The sequence below is a fragment of the Polaromonas sp. genome (assembly GCF_039930745.1).
In the GTDB taxonomy this organism is placed as follows: Bacteria; Pseudomonadota; Gammaproteobacteria; order Burkholderiales; family Burkholderiaceae_C; genus Polaromonas.
Window position 1 is genome coordinate 1 of the sequence record NZ_JBDTTH010000046.1, and the last position, 25,872, is coordinate 25,872.

Here is a 25,872-nt window from a genome sequence, read left to right on the forward strand (position 1 = left end):
GCCTTCGGCGACTGCGCCGCCTGCCAGCAACCCGACGGCACCTGGGTGCCGCCGCGCGCGCAGGCGGCCTATCAGCAGGCCATGTACCTTGTCAGGGCGCTGCCGCGGCTGCAGCGCGGCGAACCGGTCCAGCCCTTTGTCTTCCGCGACCAGGGCTCGCTGGTGTCGCTGTCGGAATACTCCTCGGTCGGCAGCCTGATGGGCAGCTTGACCAAGGGTAGTTTTTTTGTCGAAGGGCAGCTGGCCAAAATCATGTACTGGGCGCTGCACAAGCAGCACCAGCTGGCGCTGGGCGGCTGGAGAAAAACCGCGTTGATCACGCTGTCTGAAATGATTGACCGGACCTACCGCCCGCGCATCAAGTTGCACTGATAATCAGCACATATCCCCATCAACCCAACGGAGAACACCATGGCAAAAGGACAGCAGAACAAGGACAAGATGGTCAAGAAGCCGAAGAAGGACACGTCTCCCCCCAAAGCCGTATCGCCCGATGCTGTGCGCCCGACCATCGTCACGCAAGTGCCCCTGCGCGGCAAGCTCAAGAACAAATAAGGCAGTGACAGCCCAGCCCGACAATTTGCTGCATGGCCTCACACTGGAGGCCATCGTCACGGCACTGTCGGAGCACTACGGCTGGGAAGGCCTCGGCCAGCGCATCAATATTCGCTGCTTCACCAGCGAACCCAGCGTGGCATCCAGCCTGAAGTTTCTGCGCAAGACGCCGTGGGCCCGTGAAAAGGTTGAAAGCCTTTACCTCTTCATGCTGCGCGAGCAGCGGCGTGCCGCCCCGACTGTGCACAACTTCCCGCCCCCCAGAAGCTAGCCTGCCAAGGGATTGGCAAACAGCAGCATCATGGCCACGCCCACACCGATCAGGAAGTTGGCATCAATCAGGCCGGCCAGCAAAAACATCTTGACCTGCAGCGGCTCCATCAGCTCGGGCTGGCGCACCGAGCCTTCGATAAAGCGCCCACCCATCACGCCAATGCCCATGCAGGCGCCGATGACACCCAGGCCGATCATCAAACCACATGCAATCGAAATGGCACCTGCGTCACTCATGATTTTTCTCCTTCAAGGTCGTTGCTGATGGAGTCATCATGAATGCAGACCGGTTGCAAATCCATGACCTTGCAGGTAATGGCGGTGCTAGCGGCTTCACTCTCATTCACGCCGATGCAGCCCTGTTGGTGTTGGACAAACCCGCTGGTCTGCTGGCGGTTCCGGGCCGGGGAGACGACAAGCAGGACTGCCTGAGCGCCCGCGTCCAGGCGGTGTATCCCGATGCACTGGTGGTGCACCGGCTGGACATGGCCACCTCCGGCCTGATGCTGATGGCGCGCAGCATGGCCGTCCAGCGCGCACTCGGCGCCCAGTTCGAGCGCCGGCAGCTTCACAAACGTTATTGCGCAGTGGTGGAGGGCCGGCCCCTGCCCGCCCCGGGGCCGGACGGCTGGAGTCTGATCGACCTGCCCATCGTGGTGGACTGGCCGCGCCGGCCGTTGCGCATCATTGACAGCGTTCATGGCAAGGCCAGCCAGACACGCTGGCGAGCCCTTGGCTTCGATGCGGCTGCGAACACCACGTGGCTGGAACTTGAACCCATCACCGGCCGCTCGCACCAGCTGCGCGTGCACCTGCAGGCCCTGGGCCACCCCATCCTGGGCGACAGGCTGTATGCCCCGCCGGATTTGCAGGCGCGGTCGCCCCGGCTGCTGCTGCATGCATGCAGCCTGGGTTTTGTGCACCCCGTGAGCGGCGAGCAGATGCAGCTTGAAAGTCCGGCGCCCTTCTGAGCGGGATCGGCCGCGCCGGAACTTCGCCGCACGTTTCGCGTCCCACGCTGAACACTGGAGATTTCCGATGCCCGCTGCGCTGCCACCTTCTTCCCTGGCCACCCTTCGCCGCCGCACCGTGGCCGCCGCGCTGGTTGCAGCACCCGCCCTGTGGCTGGGCGTGCGCGCCCAGCCACAGGGCGGCCTTCGCGCCACACCGGCGCAAACCGAAGGGCCCTACTACCCCGTGGCTTTCCCCAAAGACAGCGACCATGACTTGCTGCGCAATGGCACGCTGACGTACACAGAGGGCCAAAGTGCCTGGGTCGAGGGCAGTGTCAGTGACCTCGCCGGCAAACCGGTGGCCGGTGCGCAGGTGGAAATCTGGCAGTGCGACCATGCCGGCCACTACCACCATCCCGGGGATGGCGGCAAGGCAGACCGCCGCTTTCAGGGCTTCGGCCGCGTGGCAGTCAGTGCCGATGGCCGCTACCGCTTTCGCACCCTGCGCCCGGTGGCCTATGCCGGCCGTACGCCGCATATCCATGTCAAGGTCAAACTCGGCCAGCGCGAGCTGCTGATCACCCAGCTGTATGTGGCGGGCGACCCCGGCAATACGCGTGACTTCCTGTGGCGCAGCCTGGGCGAGGGCGACCGGGCCGCCCTGACCGTGGCTTTTGCGCCGGGCAGCGACGGGTTGCAGGCACGTTTTCCCATCGTCGTGCCCGCCTGAACGGTATATCAACGCCTGAGCGCTCCCTTTTTGTCGGTAATATCACAGACATGACCCAACACCTTTTCATCCTCACCGGCGCCTCGCGCGGCATGGGGCTGGCCATGGCCCGCAAGCTGCTCAAGCCGGGCAACACCTTGCTGTGCATTTCGCGCAAGGCCAACGACACACTGGCCGCGCAGGCCAAAATGGCCGGCACAGCGCTGCAGCAATGGACGAATGACCTGGCCCGGGGTGCGGACATCAGCGCGCGCCTGGAGCAATGGCTGCGCGAGCAGGCGCACGCCGGCTTTTCCAGCGCCGTGCTGATCAACAACGCCGGCATGATTCCGCGCATTGGCCCGCTCAGCGAAGCAGATGCCGACGACCTGCGCCAGGGCCTGCGTGTCGGCCTGGAAGCGCCCATGCTGCTCACCACGGTTTTTTTGCGCGCCACCGAAAGCTGGCCGGCCAGGCGCAAGGTGCTCAACATCTCCTCGGGGCTGGGGCGCAAGGCCATGGCCTCACAGTCGATTTATTGCGCGGCCAAAGCCGGCATGGACCATTTCACGCGCTGTGTCGCGCTGGAGGAAGCACTCAAACCCAATGGTGCGACCGTCTGCTCGCTGGCACCGGGCGTGATCGACACCGACATGCAGGTCCAGCTGCGCGGCGCCGATGCCTCGGCCTTCCCCGACCAGCAAAACTTCATCAACCTCAAGGACAAGGGCCAGCTCACATCGCCCGATGAAGCAGCCGCGCGCATCCTGGCCTACCTGGCCCGGCCTGACTTTGGCAGCCAGCCGGTGGCGGATGTGCGAGACTGAATCCGGGGCCCGTTTTTTCAGCAGGGGCCGCGGGTCTGGCTTTGCCAGCCCGCAGGCGCAGCGCCCCCTTGGGGGGCAGCGCAGTACACGCAGTGACAAGCGTGGGGGGCTCTTAATCCCGTACCACCAGAATCGGTAGGTGGGCATGCGACAACACCTGCGCGGCGACGCTTCCGAGTACGAGTTTTTCGAGCCCGCGCCGGCCGTGCGAGCCCAGCACTATCAGGTCGGCGCCGATGGAACTGGCAGTCTCCAGGATGCCACGGTAAATGGCATGACCCTCGATGACCGACGCCTTGACCTTCACACCCGCCGCCTCCAGCACCTGCGTGGCGCCCTTGAGCGCTTCATTGGCTTCGGCGGTGGCCGCACCCAGGTACTGCGCCTGACCGTAAGCGAAATCGGTGCCGACACCGCTGAACGCGTAGGGGTCGATCACGTAAATGACCGTCACCTCGCTGCTGAAGGCCTGTGCCAGCCCGCACGCCTTGTCTACCGCCATCATCGAGGTGGATGAGCCGTCAACCGGCAGCAGGATGTGCTTGAACATGGTCAGGTCTCCTCAAAAATTCAGGCCTCGATCTTCACACCCTTCCAGAAGGCCACGTGACCCTTGATGTTCTCGGCCTCGGGTTTCGGCTCGGGGTAGTACCAGGCTGCGTCGGTGTTCATTTCACCGTTGACCAGCAGCGAGTAATAGCTGGCCTGGCCTTTCCACGCGCACATGGTGTGGTGGTTGCTGAAGGTGATGTAGTCGCGGTTGAGCGCGCTTTCGGGAAAGTAGTGGTTGCCTTCAAGCACCACGGTGTCGTCGCTTTGCGCAATGACTGCGCCGTTCCATATGGCCTTCATACACTTCTTTCATGGATTGCTGGGTCCGCTGCGCGGATAAGAACGGGAATTGCGTGAACAATCTTCGCACACTCCGGGCCAGGAGTCTGCGCGGCAGAAAGCGTCGAAGCGAAAAGTGGCCTCGGCGAGCACAGTTTTTGCTGGGTTTGCAGCCCCATAGCCGTAGCTATGGGGCAAAAAGCCGGTGAAAAATGGGCCGTCGCGGCCGCTTTGCAGCCGACGCTCCTTCTGCCGCGCAGGCTCCTGGCTGTGAACGACGTCCTGAAAAAGGCAAAAAGAAAGGCGTGATGGTCACCCATCACGCCTGATCCGCAAGCCTGGCCGTCCCCGCGCAAGGCGGGGCGAAATCAGGCCATGCGCAGGTTGTTGCCTTCAACAATCACGCGCGAGCCCACCGGCACCGAACTGGACACCTCCACGGTGCGAGTGGAACCATCGTTCATGCGCACACGCACCTGGTAAACGGTGACCTTCTTCATGTTCTTCTCGATCTGGTTGCCGGCAAAGGCGCCGCCTGCCGCGCCAAGCACGGTCATGGCTGTCTTGCCGTTTCCGCCGCCGACCTGGTTGCCCAGCAAGCCGCCGACCACACCACCGGCCACAGTGCCCAGGCCAATCGTGGTGTTGCCTACCGGCACGCCGTTGACTTGGCCCTGACGCTGAACGGCGGTGACGGCTTCCACCGTGCCGCAATCGGCGCACACCACGGGTTTGGGTGCTGGGGCCTGCGCCACCACAACAGGCCGGGGCGCCACAGCTGGTTTTGCTGGTGCCGGCTTGCTGTCGGCAGCAGCCAGTTTGCTGGCCGTGCTTGACTGGGTCGTCGGGGCCGTCGCCGCGGTGCCGCCGGGCTGGGCGTCAGACCGATTCACCACCAGCGCAGCGGCCAGCGCCATCACCGTGACACCGAGCACCGCCACAATGGCGATGAGCGCCTTGCTATGCTGCATGCGCTGGGAAAAACCGGGCTGGGCACCCGGGGTGGCCGGGACTTGATTGTTTGTATCCATGATGGGTACTCCTTGTGTGAGCCTCAGTTGTAACCACCTCGTGTCAACGCGCATGTAGGACGAAGTGACATTCGTAAGGGAAGGTTAGCGTTAACCCTCTCCAACTGTGCGGTATTGCGCAGTTGCGCAAGGCTTCACCTGGTACACACCTAAGCTTGACCGGCGCTTTACACAGGCTGCAGGCTGTTTTTCAGACGCCGCCCCGCGGATGGGTCGGATCGATCCACAGCACCTGCTCGGGTTTTTCAGCCGGCGCGATATCCAGGTTGATGGCCACCGCCTCACCGTCACTTCGGCACAACACACACTCGAGCAATTCGGTCGGGCTCGCATTGATTTCCTGATGAGGCACATAGGGCGGCACATAAATGAAGTCGCCCGGCCCGGCCTCGGCCGTGAACTCCAGCTGCTCGCCCCAGCGCATGCGGGCGCGGCCCTTCACGACGTAGATCACACTTTCAAGGTGTCCGTGGTGATGCGCACCAGTCTTCGCATTGGCATGGATGGTGACGGTGCCGGCCCACAGTTTCTGCGCGCCGACGCGGGCGAAGTTGATGGCCGCCTTGCGGTCCATGCCGGGCGTGGACGGCACGTTGCCGTCAAGCTGGCCGCCGGGAATCACACGCACGCCGTCGTGTTTCCAGTCGGTCTTTTCATGCTGGTGTTCGTGGTCGTGGCTCATCGTCGTCTCCGGGAAAGGTCCGCTCTCAGTCCAGCAGCGCAGCGTACACCAGTGTGCGGAACAACGGACGGTAGTGGTCGCGCTGGTTCGGTGCCTGGATCATCAGCACGGCATACAGGTCTTCGACGGGGTCCACAAAAAACGTGGTGCCGGCAATGCCACCCCAGTAATACAAGCCTGCGGAGCCGGGCGCGGACGAGATGCCTGCAGCCCGTCGCACCGCGAAGCCAAGGCCAAAGCCGTAACCCGCCGGCAACACGTCGTCCGTGACGGGAATGGTGCCCAGATGGTCCGACGTCATGAAGTCCACCGTGTGCGGGCCGAGCAGGCGCACACCGTCGAGTTCTCCCCGGTTGCGCATGAACTGCAGGAAACGCGCGTAGTCCATCGCGGTGGAAAGCAGGCCGCCCCCTCCGCTTTCCATGGCGGTGGAACGGCGAGGTTCCAGCAGGCGCAAGGGCACGCCGCCGTCGGGGTCATGCGCAAACGGTTCGGCGATGCGGGCATGATCGGCTTCCGCCACCGCAAAGCCGGTTTCCCGCATGCCCAGCGGAATGAAAATATGCTGCCGCAGGTACTCACCGAGAGATTTTCCGCTGACGACTTCAACCAGCCGCCCCAGCACGTCCGTGGCGCGGCTGTATTCCCAGACGCTGCCGGGCTGGTACATCAGCGGCAAGCTTGCCAGCACCCGCGAGAAATCGGCGTTGCTGCGCTCGCGCGAGCCCATTTTCTGCTTCGCATACTGTTGCTGCACCTCGGCCGAACCCAGAAACTCATAGGTCAGGCCGGCGGTATGGCGCAGCAGGTCCTGCACAGTGGCCGGCCGGCTCGCTTCCTCGAGCTCAAGCCGGCCATGGCGCTCCACGGCCACTTTCTGGTTCAGGAATTCCGGCAAAAACCGGGCGACCGGATCGCTCAGCAAGAGTTTGCCCTGCTCCATGAGCATCATCACCGCGACCGATACCACGGGTTTGGTCATGGAGTAGATCCGGAAAATGGCGTCCCGCCGCATGGCCCCCGCTACAGCGGGGTCCCGCTGGCCCAGGCTCTCGAACAGCGCCACCTTGCCGCGGCGGGCGACCAGTACCACAGCACCGGGCAAACGCCCGCTGTCGATGTCGGCCTGCAGTATGGAGAGCATGCGCTGCAGGCGCACGGGGCACAGGCCCACCTCGGCCGGGGAAGCAAACCCCAGTTCAGCCATGCCCGCTTTCACGTGCTGTAGCGCTCGCGCGCCAGCGCCGCACCCTGGGCCAGTGCCCGCAGCTTTTTCAGCGCCACGTCCCGGCTCATGGGTGCCAGACCGCAGTTGGTGCAGGGCAGCAGGCGATGCTTCGGCACGTATTTCAGCGCCTCGCCTATGGTGTCCGCAATCTGTCCAGGTGTTTCAATTTCCTCGCTGGCCACATCGATCACGCCGACCATCACGTCCTTGCCTTCGAGCAGCGCCATCAGGTGCGGCGGCACATGGGAGTGGTAACACTCCAGGCTGACCTGCTGAATGCTGCTTTTGGCCAGCGCCGGAAACACCGTTTCGTACTGCCGCCATTCTTCACCCAGGGTCTGCTTCCAGTCGTCGTTGGCCTTGATGCCATAGCCGTAGCAAATATGAACGGCGGTCGTGCAGGTCAGGCCCTGCGCAGCGCGCTCCAGCGCCTTGACGCCCCAGTCGGCGGCGTCTTTCATGTACACGTTGAAGGCCGGCTCATCAAACTGGATGATGTCCACGCCGTCGGCCTGCAGTGCCAGCGCCTCTTGATTGAGCAGCTCGGCAAAAGCCATGGCCAGCTTGACACGGTCGCCGTAAAAGCGGTCGGCCACGGTGTCCACAATCGTCATCGGACCGGGCAAGGTGAACTTGATTTTTCTGGCGGTATGCGCGCGCAGCAGCTGTGCTTCTGCTGCGTGCACGCGGCCCTTGAGTTTGAGTGCCGACACAACCTGCGGCACCATGGCGTCATACCGGTTGTCGCGTATACCCATCTTGACCTTGTGCTCGAAATCGATGCCCTCGACCTGCTCGAGAAAGCCATGCACAAAGTGCTGGCGCGACTGCTCGCCGTCGCCAATCACGTCCAGGCCCGCGTCTTCCTGTGCCTTGATCCACAGCAACGTCGCGTCAAGCTTGGCCTGCGCCAGTTCGGCGCCTTCGGCCTTCCACTGGGGCCAGAGTTTCTGGGTCTCGGACAGCCAGGCGGGCTTGGGCAGGCTGCCGGCAATGGTGGCGCTGAACAGGGGGGAAGTGGCGGTCATGGTGCTCCTCGTGTAGTGATGATGCTGATGTTTGATTCAGGCTTCGCGGGCCGGGGATGGGATGCTGCAAAACTCCTGCGCCAGCAACTCGTAGGAGCGGCGCCGCGCCATCGGATCATGTGTCCAGGTGATGACCACAATTTCCTCGACCTGCAGCGCTTCCGAGAGCGCGCGCAACTTGCTGGCAACCTGCGCGGTGCTGCCCACCAGCGCCGTGCTGCGCAACCGCTCGGCATCCACCTGCTCAGCCACGCTGTATGGCCGTTGAGCAACTTCGGCCGGCGACTGGAGCGGCCCCAAGGTGCCCCGGTTGCGATCGATTTTCCAGCGTTCGCGGCTGGAGAAAAGCTGCCAGGCCTCGGCTTCGGTATCAGCCGCCAGCGCCCAGACACACAGCGCGGGCTGCGGCGCTGGGTGCAATCCGCTGGGCCGGTACAGTTCGCGGTACACGGTCAGCGCTTCTTCAGCGCCCTGCCCGTCCGTGATGAACCAGGCAAACGCATACGGCAAGCCATAGTGCGCGGCCAGCTGCGCGCCGTAGTTGGAGCTCCCCAGCATCCAGAGCGTCGGCGCACCCGGCCCTGCCGGCTTGGCGCTCACGCCGCGGCCCGGGTGGTCTTCAGGCAGTTCGGTCCCGTTGACCCAGGCCTGCAGCTCGCGCACCTGTAGCGGAAAATGGTCGGCCGCATGGCGTGCGTTCGGATTGAGCAACTGGGCGGTGCGGCCGTCGGAACCCGGTGCGCGGCCGACACCCAGGTCGATACGCCCCGGAGCCAGCGCCTCCAGCACGCGAAACTGCTCGGCCACCTTCAGCGGCGCATAGTGCGGCAGCATCACGCCGGCACTGCCGATGCGGATGCGCTGCGTGGTGGCGGCGATGGCGGCCATCAGCACCTCGGGCGCGCTGCCCACAATCGTCGGGTGGCTGTGGTGCTCGCTGAGCCAGAAGCGCTCATAGCCCAGGGCTTCGCAGTGCTGTGCCAGGGCCAGCGTCTCGCGGATGGAGGCATCCTCGCTGCGGCCGGTCACAGCCACGGATTGGTCAAGTACAGACAGTCGGATCATGGTCTGACTATAGCCAGAGCCGCGCCCTTCCGCTGGTCTGTTCCAATAGAGGGTTATCAGCCGCTCCACCCACCAGAAGAAACACCATGGCACTCAAGGCCACTATCTACAAAGCCCAGCTGCAAATCGCCGACATGGACCGCGGCGTGTACGGCGACCACAACGTGACGATTGCGCGCCACCCTTCCGAGGCGGACGAACGCATGATGATCCGGCTGCTGGCCTTCGCACTGAATGTCCCCGCTGACGACAAACGCGGTCACCTCGAATTTGCCAAGGACCTGTGGGATGTCGATGAAGCGGCGCTCTGGCACAAGGACTACACCGAGGCCATCCTGCACTGGATCGACGTCGGCCAGCCCGACGACAAACGCCTGATGCGCGCGGCCGGCCGGGCAGAGCGCGTGAGTGTGTACAGCTTTGCCAGCAGCACCCCGGTGTGGTGGAAGACCATGGAAACCAAGCTGACCCGAGCCGCCAACCTGGTGGTCTGGCAGATCGACGCGGCGCAAAGCCAGGCCCTGGCCAAGCTGGCCAACCGCACCATCCAGCTCCAGGTGACGGTGCAGGATGGCACGGTGTGGATGAGCACGGGCGCGGACTCGGTGGAGATCACGCCGCGCCGGCTGACCGCCGGCGCTTAGGAAGGCGACTGGCCCGCACCCTGCTGCTGGTACGGCGGAAGGTGCGCACCACACTTGAAACAGAAAGAAGCGTTGGCCGCATGGCCCTCGCTCAGGCACTCATGACAGGTCCGGGTGGTAAGTGCATGGGACAGTTGCTCGCGCCGCTGCGCCGCCATTTCAGCGGTCACGATGCCGGTAGGCACCGCCAGGATGCCCCACCCCATCAACATCATGAACGAGGCGATCAACCGCCCCAGGTCGGTGCCGGGCGTGATGTCGCCGAAACCTACGGTGGTGACCGTGCTGATGGCCCAGTAGACCGAGGTCGGGATGCAGGTAAACCCATTGTCCGGGCCCTCGATCACGTACATCAGCGTTCCCATGACCAGTACCACCATCACCACAGCCGAGAGGAACACCAGGATCTTGCGGCCGCTCGCCGCCAGGGCACGGCCGAGAAACTGGTACTCGGCAACATAGGCCACCAGCTTGAAGACACGAAACACACGCAGCAGGCGCAGCACGCGCACGTCGATCAGGGCGTGCAGCTCAGGAAAAAACAGGGCCAGGTAAGTCGGCAGTACAGCCACCAGGTCGATGATTCCGAAAAAGCTGGTGGCGTACTGAAGCGGCCTGCGGACACACAGCAGGCGTGCAATGTATTCTGCCGTGAACAGCAGCGTAAACAGCCATTCCACAGCCACCAGCGAGGAGCCGTAGGCGCGGTGTACGGCCTGCACGCTGTCGGTCATGACCACCACGATGCTCAGCAGGATGACGGCAATCAGGGCCTGGTCAAACAGCCGGCCGGCGCGCGTGTCGGCTTCAAAAATAATCGTGTACCAGCGCAGGCGCCAGCCTTCGAGCGGTTTGTCCTGCGGTGGGGTGGGAAAGGAAGCGTTGGTCATGTGGAAGGGGCGTTGTACGCCGCGCGTTTGTTCGCCTGACGGGGTTCACTTTAACCGGCTTCCTCCCGCGGAAAAACCAGCTGGCAAGCCCCGCCGCAGGAAACACTGTTCCGCCGCAGTTCGCTATGTTTTCAGTAGCTATCCAGGCATATAGGAAAAGGGCTTGAGGACGTTTTCATCATCAAACCAGTGCCCCGCCCCATGACCAGCCACCCAGGAAGGGATGCGCGGAGAAAACTGCGCTTGCGTGATGAAGACATCAGGCTGAAGCGCCTTCCAGCTCCTGCAGCGTGCGCCACATTACTTTGCCGGAGCCGCTCTTGGGCAGGACATCCACAAACTGGACCACGCGCGGGTACTTGTAGGCCGCCATGTTCTCCTTGCACCAGTTGATGATGTCCTCCTCGCTGACCTGGCCCTTGTGGCTTTGCCGCAGCACCACCACCGCCTTGACGGTCTCGCCGCGGTACGCATCTTTGGTGCTGATGATGCAGGCCTCCTGGATGGCCGGGTGCTTGAACATCAGCGCCTCCACCTCGGCCGGCCAGACTTTGAAGCCCGATGCGTTGATCATGCGTTTGAGCCGGTCGGTGATGAAGAAATAGCCTTCTTCATCGACACGCCCAAGATCACCCGAGCGAAAGAACCGTTTGCCATCTATCTCGATGAAAGCCTCCGCCGTGGCGTCCGGCCTCTTCCAGTAGCCGGAAAAATTCTGTGGCCCGCACATGATGATTTCGCCCTGCTCGCCCAGCGGCATTTCTTCCAGACTTGTCGGGTCGATGACGCGTGCGTCAACGTTGACAAAGGGCACACCCAGGCATTGCTGTTTGGTGGCGTCGGGCGGATTGCTGTGCGAAGGCGCTGCCGTTTCCGTCAGGCCGTAACCTTCGGCAAAACGCAAGCCGTACTGCTCCCACAGGCGCTGGGCCACAGCCTGCGGCATGGCCGCGCCGCCGCCGCCGATGTAGAGCAGGCTGCTCAAATCAAAACTGGCGAAGTTCGGACTGGCCAAAAGATCGATCACCATGGTGGGGATGTTGGTCCAGTGGGTGACGCGCCAGCGCGAGATCAGCCGCCCGGCGAGTTCGCGGTCCCAGCGCGGCATGACGACCAGCGTGGCACCGCCGTAGATTGCCGCATGCATGACCGAGACCATGCCTGTGATGTGGAACATGGGCACCACGGAAAGCACCCTGTTTTCCGGCGTGCTGCTGATCCACAAGGTGCTGGCCACCGCGTTGTGCATGATGCTGGCGTGTGTGTGCATGCAGCCTTTAGGCAGGCCGGTCGTGCCGCTGGTGTAGGGCAGCACGGCCAGGTCTTGCGGCGTGACAGTGTGCTCGGGCAGCCGGCCCTGCGCGTCCTGCGCCACGGCCTCGTTCCAGGCGGTGACGGTGCCGCCATGCATGTCGGGCGCAGCATGCACCGTCCCCAGCCACTCCTGCCAGGCTGGCGGCAGATCGGCCGATGCCGCCTGCATGTCAAAAGCATCGCTGTAGTGCGTGACGATCATGTGCTGCAGCCGCAGCTCAGGCTCCAGTTGGGCGTTGGCCCGGGCCAGTTCGGGGGCGAGGTCGGCCGTGGTGATGGCCACCCGCGCATCGGGGTCGGTGATGTAGTGCTTGAGTTCTTCCGCGCGGTTCATCGGGTTGACCGGCACAACGACCGCATTGGCCCGCAGGATGGCGAAATGGGCGATTACCCACTGCGGACAGTTTTGCATGTTGAGCACCACGCGATCGCCCTTTTTCACTCCCATCTCATGCAGCGTCGCGGCAAGCCGTTCGGCCTTTTGCAGCACTTCCGCATAAGTGAAAGTGCGGTCGAAAAACACCAGCGCCGGTTTGTTCGGGTAGCGCAGCGCACTGACCGCAAGGTTGTGCCACAGCGAGATGGCAGGCGCCGTGATGTTATGGGGTAAACGCCGGGGCCAGACCTTGTGATGCAGGGTGTGCGGGTTCGCTTGAGGGGTCACAGATGCAACTGCTTTCGGGTCGGACAAATCGGGCTCCAGGGTTGTGTAAGGCGGGCCACCAGCCTACCCTGCTCGCGCCGGGTATGCATCGGGGAAGCTCCCGATAAAACACTGTCGCCTGGGCGACCGCGCCGCCCGGCATGAAGCGCGAGCAACGGCCGACAACCGGTCCGCCTCCCTTCCCGCTTCCGCAAGAAATCACCGGGGCAGTTTGCCCGAATCCCAGTGGCCGTGGCGCTCCCTGCGTTCCTGGCGGTAGTTGGTGACCTTCAGGCGCCCGCGCCTGTGTTTGGTGCGGCCAGCATCGAAAAAGCCTCAGTTTGAGGCATCCGTACGCCACAACAGTGCACAAAACTTGTATACCAGTTGTCCGCATCAGTCTGATTCCTGGCACGGGAAATGCATGAACGCATGAATGGCCACTGCCTCAGACATCAGCAACCGCATCATCGAAGCCGTGATGGCGCAAAAGCTCGCGCCCGGTGCGCGGCTGGGTGAGCAGCAGCTGGCCATGCTGTTCGACTGCAGCCGCACCATCGTGCGCGAAGCGCTGACACACCTGGCCGCGCGCGGCATCGTCACCGTGAGCGCGCGGCGCGGCTGGTACTTGATTGAACCTTCGCAGGACGAGGCGCGCGAAGCCTTCGAGGCGCGCCGCGTCATCGAAATGGGCTTGATCCGCTGCACCACCACCGTCAACAAGGCCGCCATCAAGCAGCTCAAAAACCACCTGACCCGGGAGAAGGCAGCTGTCAAGGGAAAAGACGTCGGCCTGCGCAGCTTTCTGCTGGGCGACTTTCATGTGTGCCTGGCCGAATGCCTGGGCAACAGCCTGCTGGCCGATACGCTGCGCGACTTCACGGCGCGCACCACTCTGATTGCGATGCTGTACCAGTCATCGCACGATGCCGCCCAGTCCTGCGAAGAGCACGTACAAATTGTCGAAGCGCTTGAAAAGGGCAACCTGGTGCTGGCCGAGCGGCTGATGCAAAGCCACATAGGCAGTGTCCAGGCGGCACTCAAACTGCAGGCAGCCAGCGGCGACCCGCTGGCGCAACTTCGCAGCGCGCTCAGCCCGCTTTCGCCAGCACAGCCCAAAACGGCACAAGAGTTGCATACAAGTGTTCGCAAAAGTGGCCGGAAGGCCGCCCCTTCCAACGACGATTCCTCAACCTATCTAGGAGCCCTGTTATGACATCGAGCAAACGCCTTTTCTCTCTTGGCCTCACAGCCGTCGCCCTGCTGGCCGCCAGCGGTGTCCATGCACAGACCGCGCTGGACGGCATCGTGAAATCCAAAACCATCAAGATCGCCGTGCCCACCGACTTTCCGCCCTACGGCATGGTCGGGGTGGATCTGGCACCGCAAGGCCTGGATGTGGACATGGCCAACTACATCGGCAAACAAATGGGCGTCAAGGTTGAACTGGTGCCCGTGACCAGCGCCAACCGCATCGCCTACCTGCAAACCAAGAAGGCCGACCTGGTGATTTCCACCCTGGGCAAAAACCCGGACCGCGAAAAAGTCATCGACTTCACCGCTGCCTACTCGCCCTTCTTCCAGGCCGTGTTCGGCCCCAAGAGCATCACAGTGAAGTCCTTCGCCGACTTGTCGGGAAAAACCATCAGCGTCACACGCGCCGCCCTGGAAGACCAGGAGCTCACCAAAGTAGCCCCGACTGGAACAGACATCAAGCGTTTCGAAGACAACAACACCACCGTGTCGGCTTACACCGCCGGCCAGGTGCAGCTGATCGCCACCGGCGTGTCGGTCGCCGGCAACATGATGACCAAGAACCCGCAGCTCAACACCGAATACAAGCTGCTGCTCAAGGACAGCCCTAACTTCATCGGCGTGGCCAAGGGTGAAGACGCGCTGCGCCTGAAAGTCAACGAAGTGATCGCTGCGGCCAAGAAGAGCGGTGACATCGACAAGATAGCCGTCAAATGGCTGGGACGCCCTGCTGGCACCCTCCCCGAGTGATGTTGCACACCCCGTTGCGGTTCCAGCATGACTGACATTGCTTTTTTCTTATTCCAGGCCGCCGCGGAACCGGCTTTGCCGGGCCGCCAGCGGCGCCCCCTGCAAGGGGGGATCCGGCTACACGCAGTGAGCCGAGAAGGGGGTGAGCAATGATTGAATTGGATTTCATGGCCGTGCTGTCGCAGTGGCCGCTGCTGGCCATCGGGGTCGCCTGGACGGTCGGTCTGACGGTGATCTCCTCGCTGATCGGCGTCACCTTGGGTGTGGCCTTTGCCTGGGCACGCGCCAGCGGTCCGGTCGGGTTGCGCTGGGCGGTTGGCGCCTATGTAGAGTTGATTCGCAACACCCCCTTTATCGTCCAGCTCTTCTTTATCTTTTTCGGCCTGCCAGCCATGGGGGTCAAGCTGTCGCCGGAGCTGGCTTCGGTGATTGCCATGGTGATCAACCTGTCGGCCTACGCCACCGAAATCATTCGTGCTGGCGTGGAAGCGACACCGCGCGGCCAGATCGAAGCGGCCGAAAGCCTGGCCTTCAACCGCGTACAGATCTACACCCGGGTGGTGCTGCCGCCCGCATTGAAAAAGGTGTGGCCGGCACTGGTCAGCCAGATCATCATCGTGATGCTGGGCTCCGCAGTGTGCGGGCAGATCTCGACACAGGAACTGTCTTACGCCGCCAACCTGATCCAAGGCCGGAACTTCCGCGCCTTCGAAGCGTTCATCGTCGCCACCGTCATCTACCTGGCCCTGTCGATCGGTGTGCGGAAGTTGTTGAACTGGGTGGGACCAAAGTTCCTCTTTGGAAGGTAGCCAGCCATGGTTGAATTTTCAGTCTGGGACATCTTCAGGAACCTGCTGCTGGCAGGCCGCTGGACCGTGGCGTTGTCACTGACCGCTTTCATCGGCGGTGGCCTGGTCGGCCTGCTTTTGCTGGTGAGCCGCTTGTCGGCTGCGCGGGCGGCACCTGGACCGCAAAAAATTGCACGGCTGAGCAGCCGCATGCTGGACGGCTACATCCTGCTGTTCCAGGGCACGCCGCTGCTGATGCAACTTTTTCTCGCTTATTTCGGCCTGGGCCTGTTCGGCATCAATGTGCCAGCCTGGGTGGCGGCCGCTGTGGCGCTGACGCTGTACACCAGTGCCTACCTGGCAGAAATCTGGCGCGGTTGTGTGGACGCGATTCCCAGAGGCCAGTGGGAGGCCGCCCAGAGCCTGGCCATGAATTTTGGTGAACAGCTGCGCCACATCGTGCTGCCCCAGGCGGTGCGTATTGCTGTGCCGCCCACCGTGGGTTTTCTGGTGCAAGTGATCAAGGGAACGGCGCTGGCTTCAGTGATCGGTTTTATCGAGCTGACCAAGGCCGGCACCATGATCACCAACGCCACCTTCAAGCCCTTTCTGGTGTACAGCTGTGTGGCGCTGATGTATTTCGCCCTGTGTTTTCCGGTGTCGCTGTATGCGCGCAGGCTTGAAAGGAAGATGAGAAATGGACGCTAAGGTGACCTCTAACAAGACATTGGTTGAAATCAACCAGCTGCGCAAGAGTTTTGGCAACAACGAAGTACTCAAGGGCATAGACCTTGACGTCAAGGCCGGCGAAGTGATTGCCATCATCGGCAAAAGCGGCTCTGGCAAGAGCACACTACTGCGCTGCATCAACGGGCTGGAAGTGTTCCAGAGCGGCACCCTGCGGGTGGACGGCAAACACCTGCTGCACGACAACCCGCAGGTGATGCGCGAGCTGCGCCAGCACGTCGGCATGATCTTCCAGAGTTTCAACCTGTTCCCGCATCTCACCGTCGGAAAAAACATCATGCTTGCGCCCACGCTGGTCAAGAAAACAGCCGGAGCCATGGCCGAAGAGCAAGCACGCGCGCTACTCAAGCGCGTCGGCCTGGCGGAAAAATTTGACGCATGGCCGGATCAACTCTCAGGCGGGCAGCAACAGCGCGTGGCCATCGCGCGCGCGCTCGCCATGCAACCCTCGGTACTGCTGTGCGACGAGATCACCTCGGCGCTTGACCCCGAACTGGTCGGCGAAGTGTTGCAAGTGGTGGAAAGCCTGGCCGCAGAAGGCATGACCCTGCTGATGGTCACGCATGAAATGAACTTCGCCCGCAAGGTCTGCGACCGCGTAGTCTTCATGCACCAGGGCCGCGTGCATGAGACCGGCGCACCTGACGAGGTGTTTTCGAACCCGCAGACACCTGAACTCAAACAGTTCCTGGGCATGATCCAGTAAGGCCGCACTGCGCGCCCTGCCGTACCGGCAGGCACTGCGCAGGTTTTGCGTCATCCGTGCACAATCACCGGGTGCCTGCGCTTCAGGCCCTCAACCACGGCCGGCAAATGCTCTGTTTTTGATAGCTGTTTGCGCCCGTCAGTCAAGGGCCAGCGCACTATTTCATTGTTGAATTCACCGAATCCACCCCTGACTCAGGCCGTCAGGCGCCGGTTTGGTTTTTTTTTGCGGCCGCCCCCATGCCACCTGTTCTCTATCTCTTTGCCCTGTGCAACCTCGTCATCGGCAGCGGCGCCTTTGTGCTGGGCGGCATCCTGGTGCCGATCAGTGAGTCGCTGAACATCAGCCTCGCCGCAGCCGGCCAGGTCATGACGGCCTATGCTGTATCTACCGCGCTGATCGCGCCGGTGCTGATTGTGGCCACCGCACGCTGGCCGCGCAAGCGCGTCGTCCAGCTCGCCCTGGCGCTGTTCGCCGGTGGCTGCCTGGTGTGCGCCATGTCCGGCAGCCTGTCCATGCTGCTGGCGGGCCGGGTGCTGATGGGCGCCGGCGGCATGTTCAGCGCCGCTGCATCGGCCCTGGCCGTCAGCCTGGTGGCACCGGCGCTGCGCGGCCGGGCGCTGTCGATCACCTTCCTCGGCATGAGTATCAGCTACGCCGTGGGCGTGCCGGTCGGCGCCTGGCTGGGTTTCGAATACGGCTGGCGCGTGCCGGTCTGGCTGTCGGCAGGCGCCAGCCTGGCCATGCTGGTGGCAGCCAGCTGGCTGGTCCCGGCCAATATGGTCACGGCCGGGGCAAATTTCGCCGGCTTCGGCGCCACCGCGCGGCAAGGCGCCGTGCTGCGCACCTGGCTGCGTACGCTGCTGTACTTCATTGCGATCTTCAGCGTCTTTGCCTACATCGGCCCGGTGCTGCAGGCGCTCAACGCCATGAGTTCAACGCAGCTCTCCATCACGCTGGCGGTGTTCGGCGTGGCCGGCGTCGCGGGCACACTCTCGGGCGGCTGGGCAAACGACCGCTTCGGCTCGCTGCCCACCATGCGTGCGCAGCTGGCGGTGCTCATTCTCACCATGGTCGTGCTGCCGCTGACACGCGGCCATCTATACGCCACCATGGCCACGCTGATTGTCTGGGGCATTGCCGGTTTCGGGCTGATGGCGCCACAGCAAAGCCGCCTGGCCGGCTTGGCGCCGGCCCAGGCACCGCTGCTGTTGAGCCTGAACGGCTCCATGCTGTATATCGGCACGGCACTGGGCGCCGTCGTCAGCGGCTCGGTGTTGGACCACCTTCATCTGTCGCAGTTGGGATGGGTCGGTGTGCCCTTCGGCTTGCTGGCCCTGTTGACGCTGGCTTTTGAACCGGCGCAGGTCCGCCCCGTCAGCGGCACCGCTACCGGATCGCCATGACGGCAAGCGATCAACTCATCGTCCTGTCGAATGCGCTGCAACAGCTGCGCAGCGATACGCTGGGTGTGGCGGCTTTCTCGCGCTTGGCGCAGGATCAGCTCGAACTACGCACAGCACTTCCTGCCAGATATAACGAAGTCTTGCTGCAACTTCTGGACCGGCTCGAGTCCAGCGCGCTCTTCACCGAAGAGAGCTGCTCCTTCAGCCAGAAGGAATTGCTGGACAGCCTGCAACAATGGCTGGACCAGGCGCAGCGCCAGCTGGACAAGGCGAATCCGGCTACTTCTTAAACGTGGCGCTTCCTGGGTGGAGACGCCTGCGGCACGGAAACCTGGGCGTCAGCCAGTTCATGCAGGGCTTCGATGATGTGGCAATGCGTGTCGCTGCCGTCGCAGCGGTTGCGCAGCGCCTTGAGGTCTTTCTCCAGCGCCTTCAGCTCCACCAGCCGCGCGCGCACATGACCCAGGTGCCCATCGAGCGCGTCACGCGCCGCCGCACAATCCGCCTTGTTGTTCAGGTCCAGCCCCAGCAGGGTGCGAACCTCATCAAGCGACATGTCCATGGCCCGGCACAGGCGGATAAAACGCAGCTGGTGCACATCGCCATCGCTATACAAACGATAGCTGTTCTCTCCCCGCCCATGCGGGCTGAGCAGGTTTTCTTTCTCATAAAAACGGATATTCGCCGAACTGACGCCGCTTTGCCGCGCGGCCTCACCGATCTGATAACCCCGAGCGGCGGATGGGCTTGAAACAGGCATCGCTTGACCTTGAGGTGACTTGAGGGTTTCCAATGATGCCATCAACCCGAAAACGCTGGAGAAGCCCCGAATGTCTGCCCATTGCTGCGACCACGACGCCACCGCCGCCCAGGCCAATAGTCCCCGCTACCGAAAAATCCTCTGGTTCGCGCTGGCCGTCAACCTTGCCATGTTTGCCATCGAGATCGCCGCGGGCTTTCGCTCCGGCTCCGTCTCCCTGCTGGCCGATGCCATCGACTTTTTTGGCGATGCCGCCAATTACGGGGTGAGCCTGGCCGTGCTGTCCCTGGGGCTGGCTTGGCGCGCCCGGGCGGCCCTGCTGAAAGCGGCGAGCATGCTGGTGTTCGGCGTCTTTGTGCTGGGCCGCGCGGGGTGGGTAGCCACCCAGGGCGGCGCGCCCGAGGCGCTGACCATGGGCGCCATCGGCCTGCTTGCGCTCTTTGCCAACGTGCTGGTCGCGGCCCTGCTGTATGCCTACCGTGAAGGCGACGCCAACATGCGCAGCGTGTGGCTGTGCTCGCGCAACGACGCCATCGGAAACCTCGCGGTGATGCTGGCTGCGCTGGGCGTGTTCGGCACCGGCAGCGCCTGGCCCGACCTCGCCGTGGCGGCGGCGATGGGTAGCCTGGCCATCTGGGGCGGCTGGTCGGTGATGCAGCAGGCGCGGCGCGAACTGCGCGCCAGTCGCACACCCATGACACACGCATGAACACCTTCACACCTGAAGAGCGCCGCCGGATTTTCAGGCCGCTGATGCATGGTTTCAAGACGGCGAGCGCTGCAGAAACTGGCGAGCGCTGGGCATGGTTGGAGGCCGCGCACGTGGTCGGGCAGCACGACTTCACGCTGCACTGGGTTTCACACACCGCGATGCTGCGTTTTGCGCTGTACAACGGGGACCCGCGCGAAGCGGCCGGCCAGTTGCTGCGCCTGACCCTGGTTCCGCTGGGCCACCTTCTGCAGCGGCTTCCCGCAGGCAACAGCGGCCGCGCCACGGTCAGCGCATTTGCGCCCATGCCGGTTGACGAGCGCTTGCGGCAACTGATCTGGCAGGCAAGCACTTCCACCCCGCCATCCTCTTTTTGAACTTTCGCCGCTCCGCCGTATCATTCACCTATGCGCCGTCCTTTCTTCATCGCGATGATCTTCCTGCTGCTCCTGCGCGGCTGGGTAGGCGACGCGATGGCCACGGGCATGGCAGCCGGGCATCTGCAAAGGACTGCTCTTGCTACGGAATTCGTAGCTGTTCATGCCCATGAAACAAGGGCTGACGGGCATTTTGACCATAAAATGACCCAGGAGCCGACAGAATCCCTGCATCATTCGGCGACGACTCCGCCCGATTGCGCAGGACACGCCGCTGGCGAGGCTGCCGACCCCATGACAGCCGCCGGCCACTGCGAATCCTGCGCCGCCTGCCAGGCCTGCAACACGGTGGCGCTGTCGCCGCTGACAAGCAGCACCTCCTCCCTCTCAATTCCTCCTGCATCGCCGCATTCGCCGGCCGCCCAATTTGCCAGCGCCGTCGCCGCGCTGGGCCAAAAACCACCCATTTCCTGACCTTCAGGCCCGTAGTGGGTCTGTACTTGCTATCTGGCACGGGCTGCGCGCCCTTTTTGCCGGATTCGCGCGATTTCCCTATCGCCCCGCTTGTCCGTCAGGAGATTTTTGTGACCAACCGTTTCTTTTTTTGCATGCTGGTTCTACCGCTGGGCATCGCCCACGCCCAGAACTCGCCCCCTCTGCAAGCCACCGATCCGGCGGCACCCGTGCCCGCGGTGGCTTACCGCTCCGTGTTTTCCGATCTGCCCACCGGTGTGGAAGCCGGCCGCGAGGACTGGAAAAAAGCCAATAACGACGTCGGCCGGTTCACGCGGGGCCATGTCGATATCTTGAAGGCAGAACAGCAACAGGCTGCGCCAGCGCCCACGCCCACGCCGGATGCCGCCCCACCTGCGGCGGCCCATCCCCACAAACATTGAGCTGCACCATGTTTTCATTTCACAAATCCGCAACGGCCATGCTGGCGGTCGCGACACTGGCCGGGTGCGCCAGCCTGTCGCCCGACGGCAACCAGGCCGACATCAACGCCCTGACCGCCGGCAAGACAGTGGGCATCAGCGCGCCGGTCGGGCGCGGCGACAACGCGGAAACGCGCGAAGCTGTCAACAAGCTGCTGGCCGCTCCTCTGACCGCCGAGTCGGCGGTGCGTATTGCACTGCTGAACAACCCCGGCATTCACGCCTCCATGGCCACACTGGGTATCAGTGACGCCGACCGTGTGCGGGCGGGGACGCTGCCGAACCCCCATTTTTCGATTGGTCGCTTTGTCGAAGGCAGCAAGGTGGAGATCGAACGCGGCATCGGCTTCAATGTCATCGGCCTGCTCACGCTGCCGTGGCGGGCCAAATACCAGAGCCAGCAGCATGAGGTGACCAAATTGCGGGCCGCGCAGGAAGTCGTCAAACTCGCCGCAGACACGCGTAAGGCCTGGATCAACGCCGTCGCGGCGCAGCAGACCACCAGCTACATGAAGGATGCGAAAGAGGCAGCCGAAGCCAGCGGCGAGCTTGCGCGGCGGCTGACGCGTGTGGGCAACTGGAGCAAGCTGAACCAAGCGCGCGAGCAGGCCTTTGTTGCGGATGCCGCCGCGCAGCTGGCACGCAGCCAGAATGCGGCTTTTGTCGCGCGTGAAAAACTCATACGTCTGATGGGTTTGTGGGGCGCACAGACGCAGTTCACGCTCAGCGAACGTCTGCCGGACCTGCCCAAAACCATAGCCGACATGCCGGACATCGAAGCCCGCGCGCTGCGTGACCGCCTGGACGTGCGCGCCAGTGTGGCGCAGGCAGGCTACGTTGCCGACAACATGGGCCTGACACGGACCACCGGCTTCATCAATGCCCTCGCCGCGAAGTATTCACGCAACACCACGTTTGACAATGCGACCGGCGACAAGGAGATCAAGCGCGGATGGGAGCTGGAACTGCCGCTCCCCCTCTTTGACTGGGGCGGCGCCAGCAACGCACGCGCGCAGGGCCAGTACATGCAAGCTGTGGCCCGCGTTCGCGAAACCGCCATCCAGGCGCGCTCGGAGGCGCGTGAAAGTTACCACGCGTGGCGCACCGCCCATGACCTGGCACTGCACTACCGCAACGAGGTGGTACCGCTGCGCAAGTTCATCAACAACGAGCTGCTGCTGCGCTACAACGGCATGCTGACCAACGTGTTCGAGCTGCTCGCCGACACGCGTACATCCATCGCAGCGGTCAACGCCAGCATAGAAGCGCAGCGCGACTTCTGGCTGACCGATACCGACCTTCAAACCACCCTGACAGGGACCTCCGCCGGCATGGCGCCCCTGGCCGACGGCGCTGCTGCCGGCGGCAGCGACGCCAAAGGACATTGACATGAGCATCAACAACGAACGCAGACGATTTTTTGCCGGCGCTGCCGCAGCAACCGCCACCGCAGTGGCCGCCAGCGCGGTCAGCCGTGTCGCCATGGCCGCACTGCCCGAGCCGGTGATGCAGGCCAAACCCGACACCATGCCGCCGCTGGTACCCAACACCGGGCGGCCGTATAACCCGGTGGTCACGCTCAACGGCTGGACCCTGCCCTGGCGCATGAACGCTGGCGTGAAGGAGTTTCATCTGGTGGCCGAGCCGGTGGTGCGCGAGATGGCGCCGGGCTTCAAGGCCAATATGTGGGGCTACAACGGGCAAAGCCCCGGCCCGACCATCGAGGTGGTGGAAGGCGACCGCGTGCGCATTTTTGTCACCAACAAGCTGCCCGAACACACCAGCGTGCACTGGCACGGCCAGCGCCTGCCCAACGGGATGGACGGTGTGTCGGGCCTGACACAGCCGGCCATTCCGGTCGGCAAGACTTTTGTTTATGAGTTTGTCGCGCGGCGGCCCGGCACCTTCATGTACCACCCGCACGCTGATGAGATGACGCAGATGGCCATGGGCATGATGGGTTTCTGGATCACCCACCCGAAGGCAAAACACCCGCTGATCGACGAGGTGGACCGCGACTTTGTGTTCCTGCTCAACGCCTACGACATTGATCCCGGCAGCATGACGCCAAAAATCATGACCATGACGGACTTCAATCTGTGGTCGTGGAACAGCCGGGTCTTCCCCGGCATAGACACGCTCAATGTGCGCAAGGGCGACAAGGTGCGCATACGCATGGGCAACCTGACCATGACCAACCACCCCATCCACCTGCACGGCCATGAGTTCCTGGTGACCGGCACCGACGGCGGCCCCACGCCGAAATCGACACGCTGGCATGAGGTGACCACCGACATCGCGGTAGGCCAGATGCGGCAGATCGAGTTTTTGGCCGACGAGGAAGGCGACTGGGCCTTCCATTGCCACAAGAGCCACCACACCATGAACGCCATGGGCCACGACGTGCCCACCATGATTGGTGTGGACCACCGCGGCCTGATCAAACAGCTGCAGAAGGCCGTGCCCGACTACATGGTCATGGGTGAGCGCGGCATGGCCGACATGGGCGAGATGGAAATGGAAATTCCCGAAAACACCGCACCCATGATGACCGGCAACGGCCCCTACGGCGGCGTGGAAATGGGCGGCATGTTCAGCATGCTCAAGGTGCGCAAAAACCAGAAGCCCGGCGACTACAAGGACCCGGGCTGGTACAAGCAGCCGCCCGGCACCCAAGCTTACGAGTGGACCGGCGTATTGCCCGATCCGGCGCGGCCGCGCGCGGGCAGCAAAGCCATGCCGACGGCCTCACCCGGCCCGGTGACCGAAGTGCAGATCCGCAAACCTTCCGGCCATGCCGGTCACTGATTCAAAGGACAAACATGACAAACCGATTTACTCTCAAATTGATAGCTGTCAGCGCTTTATTGATAGGGGCTGGAAGCACATTTGGCCAACATGTTCACGCGCCGACGCACACCGCCAGCCCCTATGCGGGCCAGCAAACGCGTGAAATCAAGTCTCTTTCTTCTGCCCAAACTGCCGACCTGTTGACGGGCAAAGGCATGGAGCTGGCCAAAGCCGCCGAGCTCAACGGCTACCCCGGACCCATGCACACGCTGGAGCTGGCGACGCAACTCGGACTGAGCGCCGGCCAGAGGCTGGCCAGCGAAACGCTGATGACGCGCCACAAGGCTGAGGCCCGGGACCTCGGCGCCCAGCTGGTGCAGGCCGAACGTGCGCTGGATCAGGCCTTTGCGTCACGGCAGATCGATGCGGCCCGGCTGACTGCACATACAGAGCGCATTGGCCAGCTGCAGGCCTTGCTGCGCAAGTCGCACCTGGACACCCACCTGCAGCAGACCGCGCTGCTGACGCCTGAGCAGATCGCCCGCTATACCCAGTTGCGCGGCTACACCGGCGCTGCCGACACAGCCGCGCCAGCCGCTGCATCCATCCACAAACACTGATCAGAGGGGACGCTTCATGAAAAAATACCATCGTGCCCTCACCGCCATTCTGCTAGCAAGTGCCGCCAGCTTAAGCCTGGCTCATGGTGACGACCCGAAGTCGCACAAGACAGCGGCAGCCACCAAGCAGCAAAAGGAATGGGGCATCGCGGGTGACGCCAAATCGGTCACGCGTACCGTGACCCTGACCATGGACGACAACATGCGTTTCACGCCCGACAAGCTGTCTTTCAAACAAGGTGAGACCATTCGGTTTGTCATCCGCAACAAAGGCAAGCTGCTGCACGAGCTGGTGATCGGCACCCAAAAGGAGCTTGATGAACACGCCGCGATGATGCTGAAATTTCCCGCCATGGAGCACGACGAGCCCTACATGGCGCATGTGCGTGCCGGAAAAACCGGCGGCCTCATCTGGACCTTCAACCGCCCCGGCGAGTTTGACTTTGCCTGCCTGATCGCCGGCCACTACCAGGCCGGCATGGTCGGCAAGATCAGTGTCGCCGCGGCATCCCGTTAAACATCACCCAAGGAGAAATTCATGCAAAGACGATTTTTTGTACAAGCCATCGCCAGCCTCGCCGGCACTTCCCTGCTGGCGCCTGCCTTGATGGCACAAACCAGGCCACAGGTCGAAGTCTGGAAAGACCCCAACTGCGGCTGCTGCAAAGACTGGGTGATTCACATGGAAGCCAATGGCTTCGACGTCAAGGTGCATGACAGCGGCAACACCGCTGCCCGCAAGCGCCTGGGCGTGCCCGACAAGCTCGGCTCCTGCCACACCGCACTGGTCGGCGGCTACGCCATCGAGGGCCATGTGCCGGCGCGTGAGGTGCACCGCCTGCTCAAGGAACGTCCCGCTGCCATCGGGCTGTCGGTGCCCGGCATGCCGGTCGGCTCCCCCGGCATGGACGGCAAGATTTACGGCGACCGAAAAGACCCGTACGACGTGGTGCTGATCAGCCGCAACGGCGGCACCCGCGTCTATCAAAGCTACAACCGCGCCTGAACCAGAGGATTCCCAAATGAAACACTTCACCACCCTCATCGCCACCCTGCTCACCTCGGCCGTCTTCGCGCAGGCCGCCCTGCCCGCCACCGAGGCCGAAGTCCGCAAGGTCGACAAGGACGCGGGCAAGATCACCCTCAAGCACGGCGAGATCAAGAACCTGGACATGCCGCCCATGAGCATGGTGTTCCAGGTGAAAGACAAGGCCCTGCTCGACAAGGTCAAGGCCGGTGACAAGGTCAGCTTCACCGCCGACAAGATCGATGGCAAATACACCGTTCTGACCCTCGAGCCGAAGTAAGTTGTTTGACGCGAATCAGTCACAGCGGTGAGCGGCCTTGTCAAAAAGCA

34 protein-coding genes and 1 pseudogene are annotated in these 25,872 nt (G+C 63.1%); 23 read left to right on the plus strand and 12 right to left on the minus strand.

Annotated features, from left to right (window positions below; all coding sequences use genetic code 11):
- The 3 genes and pseudogenes from ABI660_RS14245 to ABI660_RS14255 form a co-directional block, all read left to right on the plus strand.
- Positions 1-372: pseudogene (locus ABI660_RS14245) on the plus strand (NAD(P)/FAD-dependent oxidoreductase); the annotation flags it as partial.
- 39 nt (positions 373-411) lie between these two features.
- Positions 412-555: a hypothetical protein gene (locus ABI660_RS14250; RefSeq protein ID WP_168173571.1), complete on the plus strand. Its 144-nt coding sequence runs from the start codon at positions 412-414 to the stop codon at positions 553-555.
- 4 nt (positions 556-559) lie between these two features.
- A complete protein-coding gene (locus ABI660_RS14255; RefSeq protein ID WP_348069114.1) occupies positions 560-826 on the plus strand; it encodes a VF530 family protein in 267 nt (88 codons plus the stop codon).
- Here the strand turns inward: ABI660_RS14255 and atpE are convergent.
- Complete coding sequence (gene atpE, locus ABI660_RS14260; protein ID WP_348069116.1) at positions 823-1,065, minus strand: F0F1 ATP synthase subunit C; 243 nt, start codon at positions 1,063-1,065, stop codon at positions 823-825. The genes ABI660_RS14255 and atpE overlap by 4 nt on opposite strands.
- A gap of 38 nt (positions 1,066-1,103) precedes the next feature.
- Here atpE and ABI660_RS14265 point away from each other — a divergent pair, with 38 nt between their 5' ends.
- The 3 genes from ABI660_RS14265 to ABI660_RS14275 all read left to right on the plus strand — a co-directional run bounded on the left by ABI660_RS14265 (position 1,104) and on the right by ABI660_RS14275 (position 3,317).
- The gene (locus ABI660_RS14265; protein WP_348069119.1) at positions 1,104-1,799 is read left to right on the plus strand and encodes a pseudouridine synthase; all 696 of its coding nucleotides are present in this window, start codon (positions 1,104-1,106) and stop codon (positions 1,797-1,799) included.
- Between the two features lie 67 nt (positions 1,800-1,866).
- Positions 1,867-2,511: a protocatechuate 3,4-dioxygenase gene (locus tag ABI660_RS14270; RefSeq protein WP_348069121.1), complete on the plus strand. Its 645-nt coding sequence runs from the start codon at positions 1,867-1,869 to the stop codon at positions 2,509-2,511.
- A gap of 50 nt (positions 2,512-2,561) precedes the next feature.
- The gene (locus tag ABI660_RS14275) at positions 2,562-3,317 is read left to right on the plus strand and encodes an SDR family NAD(P)-dependent oxidoreductase (protein ID WP_348069123.1); all 756 of its coding nucleotides are present in this window, start codon (positions 2,562-2,564) and stop codon (positions 3,315-3,317) included.
- Between the two features lie 112 nt (positions 3,318-3,429).
- Here ABI660_RS14275 and ABI660_RS14280 read toward each other — a convergent pair whose 3' ends face one another.
- The 7 genes from ABI660_RS14280 to ABI660_RS14310 all read right to left on the minus strand — a co-directional run bounded on the left by ABI660_RS14280 (position 3,430) and on the right by ABI660_RS14310 (position 9,179).
- Positions 3,430-3,867, minus strand: coding sequence for a universal stress protein (locus ABI660_RS14280; protein WP_348069125.1), 438 nt, complete (start codon positions 3,865-3,867; stop codon positions 3,430-3,432).
- 20 nt (positions 3,868-3,887) lie between these two features.
- Positions 3,888-4,169, minus strand: a complete 282-nt coding sequence (locus ABI660_RS14285) for a DUF427 domain-containing protein (RefSeq protein ID WP_348069127.1) — start codon at positions 4,167-4,169, stop codon at positions 3,888-3,890.
- Between the two features lie 347 nt (positions 4,170-4,516).
- Entirely contained in the window at positions 4,517-5,179 is a 663-nt protein-coding gene (locus tag ABI660_RS14290; RefSeq protein ID WP_348069129.1) for a glycine zipper 2TM domain-containing protein, read from the minus strand.
- A gap of 190 nt (positions 5,180-5,369) precedes the next feature.
- Positions 5,370-5,861 (minus strand): cupin domain-containing protein, encoded by a 492-nt coding sequence (locus tag ABI660_RS14295; protein ID WP_348069131.1) that lies wholly within the window; start codon positions 5,859-5,861, stop codon positions 5,370-5,372.
- A 25-nt stretch (positions 5,862-5,886) separates the two neighbouring features.
- Entirely contained in the window at positions 5,887-7,068 is a 1,182-nt protein-coding gene (locus ABI660_RS14300; protein ID WP_348069133.1) for a serine hydrolase domain-containing protein, read from the minus strand.
- A gap of 8 nt (positions 7,069-7,076) precedes the next feature.
- On the minus strand, positions 7,077-8,099 hold the full coding sequence (locus ABI660_RS14305) for a methionine synthase (RefSeq protein ID WP_348069190.1): 1,023 nt from the start codon (positions 8,097-8,099) through the stop codon (positions 7,077-7,079).
- A gap of 54 nt (positions 8,100-8,153) precedes the next feature.
- Positions 8,154-9,179 (minus strand): LLM class flavin-dependent oxidoreductase, encoded by a 1,026-nt coding sequence (locus ABI660_RS14310; protein ID WP_348069192.1) that lies wholly within the window; start codon positions 9,177-9,179, stop codon positions 8,154-8,156.
- 89 nt (positions 9,180-9,268) lie between these two features.
- Here ABI660_RS14310 and ABI660_RS14315 point away from each other — a divergent pair, with 89 nt between their 5' ends.
- Positions 9,269-9,826: a YaeQ family protein gene (locus ABI660_RS14315; protein WP_348069135.1), complete on the plus strand. Its 558-nt coding sequence runs from the start codon at positions 9,269-9,271 to the stop codon at positions 9,824-9,826.
- On the opposite strand, the gene ABI660_RS14320 is transcribed toward ABI660_RS14315, so the two are convergent.
- On the minus strand, positions 9,823-10,716 hold the full coding sequence (locus ABI660_RS14320) for an ion transporter (protein WP_348069137.1): 894 nt from the start codon (positions 10,714-10,716) through the stop codon (positions 9,823-9,825). The two genes, ABI660_RS14315 and ABI660_RS14320, sit on opposite strands and share 4 nt — an antisense overlap.
- Positions 10,717-10,975: 259 nt before the next feature.
- Positions 10,976-12,694, minus strand: coding sequence for a long-chain fatty acid--CoA ligase (locus ABI660_RS14325; RefSeq protein WP_348069139.1), 1,719 nt, complete (start codon positions 12,692-12,694; stop codon positions 10,976-10,978).
- A 415-nt stretch (positions 12,695-13,109) separates the two neighbouring features.
- On the opposite strand from ABI660_RS14325, the gene ABI660_RS14330 reads away from it, so the two are divergent.
- The 7 genes from ABI660_RS14330 to ABI660_RS14360 all read left to right on the plus strand — a co-directional run bounded on the left by ABI660_RS14330 (position 13,110) and on the right by ABI660_RS14360 (position 18,614).
- On the plus strand, positions 13,110-13,889 hold the full coding sequence (locus tag ABI660_RS14330) for a GntR family transcriptional regulator (protein WP_348069141.1): 780 nt from the start codon (positions 13,110-13,112) through the stop codon (positions 13,887-13,889).
- Positions 13,886-14,677, plus strand: coding sequence for a transporter substrate-binding domain-containing protein (locus ABI660_RS14335; protein WP_348069143.1), 792 nt, complete (start codon positions 13,886-13,888; stop codon positions 14,675-14,677). The genes ABI660_RS14330 and ABI660_RS14335 overlap by 4 nt, the downstream gene beginning before the upstream one ends.
- 149 nt (positions 14,678-14,826) lie before the next feature.
- Positions 14,827-15,486, plus strand: a complete 660-nt coding sequence (locus ABI660_RS14340) for an amino acid ABC transporter permease (RefSeq protein ID WP_348069145.1) — start codon at positions 14,827-14,829, stop codon at positions 15,484-15,486.
- Between the two features lie 6 nt (positions 15,487-15,492).
- Positions 15,493-16,173, plus strand: coding sequence for an amino acid ABC transporter permease (locus ABI660_RS14345; protein ID WP_348069147.1), 681 nt, complete (start codon positions 15,493-15,495; stop codon positions 16,171-16,173).
- On the plus strand, positions 16,163-16,918 hold the full coding sequence (locus ABI660_RS14350; RefSeq protein ID WP_348069149.1) for an amino acid ABC transporter ATP-binding protein: 756 nt from the start codon (positions 16,163-16,165) through the stop codon (positions 16,916-16,918). Before ABI660_RS14345 ends, ABI660_RS14350 begins: the two co-directional genes overlap by 11 nt.
- Positions 16,919-17,157: 239 nt before the next feature.
- The gene (locus tag ABI660_RS14355; RefSeq protein ID WP_348069151.1) at positions 17,158-18,324 is read left to right on the plus strand and encodes an MFS transporter; all 1,167 of its coding nucleotides are present in this window, start codon (positions 17,158-17,160) and stop codon (positions 18,322-18,324) included.
- Positions 18,321-18,614, plus strand: coding sequence for a hypothetical protein (locus ABI660_RS14360; protein WP_348069153.1), 294 nt, complete (start codon positions 18,321-18,323; stop codon positions 18,612-18,614). Before ABI660_RS14355 ends, ABI660_RS14360 begins: the two co-directional genes overlap by 4 nt.
- Here ABI660_RS14360 and ABI660_RS14365 read toward each other — a convergent pair.
- Entirely contained in the window at positions 18,611-19,084 is a 474-nt protein-coding gene (locus ABI660_RS14365; RefSeq protein ID WP_348069156.1) for a Cd(II)/Pb(II)-responsive transcriptional regulator, read from the minus strand. The two genes, ABI660_RS14360 and ABI660_RS14365, sit on opposite strands and share 4 nt — an antisense overlap.
- A 70-nt stretch (positions 19,085-19,154) precedes the next feature.
- On the opposite strand from ABI660_RS14365, the gene ABI660_RS14370 reads away from it, so the two are divergent.
- Together ABI660_RS14370 and ABI660_RS14375 are read left to right on the plus strand one after the other, a co-directional pair.
- Positions 19,155-19,793, plus strand: coding sequence for a cation transporter (locus ABI660_RS14370; protein WP_348069195.1), 639 nt, complete (start codon positions 19,155-19,157; stop codon positions 19,791-19,793).
- On the plus strand, positions 19,790-20,170 hold the full coding sequence (locus tag ABI660_RS14375; protein ID WP_348069158.1) for a DUF3703 domain-containing protein: 381 nt from the start codon (positions 19,790-19,792) through the stop codon (positions 20,168-20,170). Before ABI660_RS14370 ends, ABI660_RS14375 begins: the two co-directional genes overlap by 4 nt.
- Positions 20,171-20,403: 233 nt before the next feature.
- Here ABI660_RS14375 and ABI660_RS14380 read toward each other — a convergent pair whose 3' ends face one another.
- The gene (locus ABI660_RS14380; RefSeq protein ID WP_348069160.1) at positions 20,404-20,637 is read right to left on the minus strand and encodes a hypothetical protein; all 234 of its coding nucleotides are present in this window, start codon (positions 20,635-20,637) and stop codon (positions 20,404-20,406) included.
- 117 nt (positions 20,638-20,754) lie between these two features.
- Here ABI660_RS14380 and ABI660_RS14385 point away from each other — a divergent pair, with 117 nt between their 5' ends.
- From ABI660_RS14385 to ABI660_RS14415, 7 genes are read left to right on the plus strand one after another with little or no spacing between them, the layout of a single operon-like run.
- Positions 20,755-21,066, plus strand: coding sequence for a hypothetical protein (locus ABI660_RS14385; RefSeq protein ID WP_348069162.1), 312 nt, complete (start codon positions 20,755-20,757; stop codon positions 21,064-21,066).
- 8 nt (positions 21,067-21,074) lie between these two features.
- On the plus strand, positions 21,075-22,493 hold the full coding sequence (locus ABI660_RS14390; RefSeq protein WP_348069165.1) for a TolC family protein: 1,419 nt from the start codon (positions 21,075-21,077) through the stop codon (positions 22,491-22,493).
- Between the two features lies 1 nt (position 22,494).
- Positions 22,495-23,913: a copper oxidase gene (locus ABI660_RS14395; RefSeq protein ID WP_348069167.1), complete on the plus strand. Its 1,419-nt coding sequence runs from the start codon at positions 22,495-22,497 to the stop codon at positions 23,911-23,913.
- A 14-nt stretch (positions 23,914-23,927) separates the two neighbouring features.
- Positions 23,928-24,515, plus strand: a complete 588-nt coding sequence (locus ABI660_RS14400) for a periplasmic heavy metal sensor (protein WP_348069170.1) — start codon at positions 23,928-23,930, stop codon at positions 24,513-24,515.
- 16 nt (positions 24,516-24,531) lie between these two features.
- Positions 24,532-25,032 (plus strand): cupredoxin family protein, encoded by a 501-nt coding sequence (locus ABI660_RS14405; RefSeq protein ID WP_348069172.1) that lies wholly within the window; start codon positions 24,532-24,534, stop codon positions 25,030-25,032.
- A gap of 21 nt (positions 25,033-25,053) precedes the next feature.
- On the plus strand, positions 25,054-25,521 hold the full coding sequence (locus ABI660_RS14410) for a DUF411 domain-containing protein (protein WP_348069175.1): 468 nt from the start codon (positions 25,054-25,056) through the stop codon (positions 25,519-25,521).
- Positions 25,522-25,537: 16 nt separating this feature from the next.
- Complete coding sequence (locus ABI660_RS14415; protein ID WP_348069177.1) at positions 25,538-25,822, plus strand: copper-binding protein; 285 nt, start codon at positions 25,538-25,540, stop codon at positions 25,820-25,822.
- Positions 25,823-25,872: the final 50 nt, after the last annotated feature.

Coding starts and splice junctions, on each gene's coding strand:
- ABI660_RS14250 (WP_168173571.1), top strand. CDS start 412: ATGGCAAAAGGACAGCAGAACAAGGACAAGATGGTCAAGAAGCCGAAG.
- atpE (WP_348069116.1), bottom strand. CDS start 1,065: ATGAGTGACGCAGGTGCCATTTCGATTGCATGTGGTTTGATGATCGGC.
- ABI660_RS14265 (WP_348069119.1), top strand. CDS start 1,104: ATGAATGCAGACCGGTTGCAAATCCATGACCTTGCAGGTAATGGCGGT.
- ABI660_RS14270 (WP_348069121.1), top strand. CDS start 1,867: ATGCCCGCTGCGCTGCCACCTTCTTCCCTGGCCACCCTTCGCCGCCGC.
- ABI660_RS14275 (WP_348069123.1), top strand. CDS start 2,562: ATGACCCAACACCTTTTCATCCTCACCGGCGCCTCGCGCGGCATGGGG.
- ABI660_RS14280 (WP_348069125.1), bottom strand. CDS start 3,867: ATGTTCAAGCACATCCTGCTGCCGGTTGACGGCTCATCCACCTCGATG.
- ABI660_RS14285 (WP_348069127.1), bottom strand. CDS start 4,169: ATGAAGGCCATATGGAACGGCGCAGTCATTGCGCAAAGCGACGACACC.
- ABI660_RS14290 (WP_348069129.1), bottom strand. CDS start 5,179: ATGGATACAAACAATCAAGTCCCGGCCACCCCGGGTGCCCAGCCCGGT.
- ABI660_RS14295 (WP_348069131.1), bottom strand. CDS start 5,861: ATGAGCCACGACCACGAACACCAGCATGAAAAGACCGACTGGAAACAC.
- ABI660_RS14300 (WP_348069133.1), bottom strand. CDS start 7,068: ATGGCTGAACTGGGGTTTGCTTCCCCGGCCGAGGTGGGCCTGTGCCCC.
- ABI660_RS14315 (WP_348069135.1), top strand. CDS start 9,269: ATGGCACTCAAGGCCACTATCTACAAAGCCCAGCTGCAAATCGCCGAC.
- ABI660_RS14320 (WP_348069137.1), bottom strand. CDS start 10,716: ATGACCAACGCTTCCTTTCCCACCCCACCGCAGGACAAACCGCTCGAA.
- ABI660_RS14330 (WP_348069141.1), top strand. CDS start 13,110: ATGGCCACTGCCTCAGACATCAGCAACCGCATCATCGAAGCCGTGATG.
- ABI660_RS14335 (WP_348069143.1), top strand. CDS start 13,886: ATGACATCGAGCAAACGCCTTTTCTCTCTTGGCCTCACAGCCGTCGCC.
- ABI660_RS14340 (WP_348069145.1), top strand. CDS start 14,827: ATGATTGAATTGGATTTCATGGCCGTGCTGTCGCAGTGGCCGCTGCTG.
- ABI660_RS14345 (WP_348069147.1), top strand. CDS start 15,493: ATGGTTGAATTTTCAGTCTGGGACATCTTCAGGAACCTGCTGCTGGCA.
- ABI660_RS14350 (WP_348069149.1), top strand. CDS start 16,163: ATGGACGCTAAGGTGACCTCTAACAAGACATTGGTTGAAATCAACCAG.
- ABI660_RS14355 (WP_348069151.1), top strand. CDS start 17,158: ATGCCACCTGTTCTCTATCTCTTTGCCCTGTGCAACCTCGTCATCGGC.
- ABI660_RS14360 (WP_348069153.1), top strand. CDS start 18,321: ATGACGGCAAGCGATCAACTCATCGTCCTGTCGAATGCGCTGCAACAG.
- ABI660_RS14365 (WP_348069156.1), bottom strand. CDS start 19,084: ATGCCTGTTTCAAGCCCATCCGCCGCTCGGGGTTATCAGATCGGTGAG.
- ABI660_RS14370 (WP_348069195.1), top strand. CDS start 19,155: ATGTCTGCCCATTGCTGCGACCACGACGCCACCGCCGCCCAGGCCAAT.
- ABI660_RS14375 (WP_348069158.1), top strand. CDS start 19,790: ATGAACACCTTCACACCTGAAGAGCGCCGCCGGATTTTCAGGCCGCTG.
- ABI660_RS14380 (WP_348069160.1), bottom strand. CDS start 20,637: ATGGGTGGTTTTTGGCCCAGCGCGGCGACGGCGCTGGCAAATTGGGCG.
- ABI660_RS14390 (WP_348069165.1), top strand. CDS start 21,075: ATGTTTTCATTTCACAAATCCGCAACGGCCATGCTGGCGGTCGCGACA.
- ABI660_RS14395 (WP_348069167.1), top strand. CDS start 22,495: ATGAGCATCAACAACGAACGCAGACGATTTTTTGCCGGCGCTGCCGCA.
- ABI660_RS14400 (WP_348069170.1), top strand. CDS start 23,928: ATGACAAACCGATTTACTCTCAAATTGATAGCTGTCAGCGCTTTATTG.
- ABI660_RS14405 (WP_348069172.1), top strand. CDS start 24,532: ATGAAAAAATACCATCGTGCCCTCACCGCCATTCTGCTAGCAAGTGCC.
- ABI660_RS14410 (WP_348069175.1), top strand. CDS start 25,054: ATGCAAAGACGATTTTTTGTACAAGCCATCGCCAGCCTCGCCGGCACT.
- ABI660_RS14415 (WP_348069177.1), top strand. CDS start 25,538: ATGAAACACTTCACCACCCTCATCGCCACCCTGCTCACCTCGGCCGTC.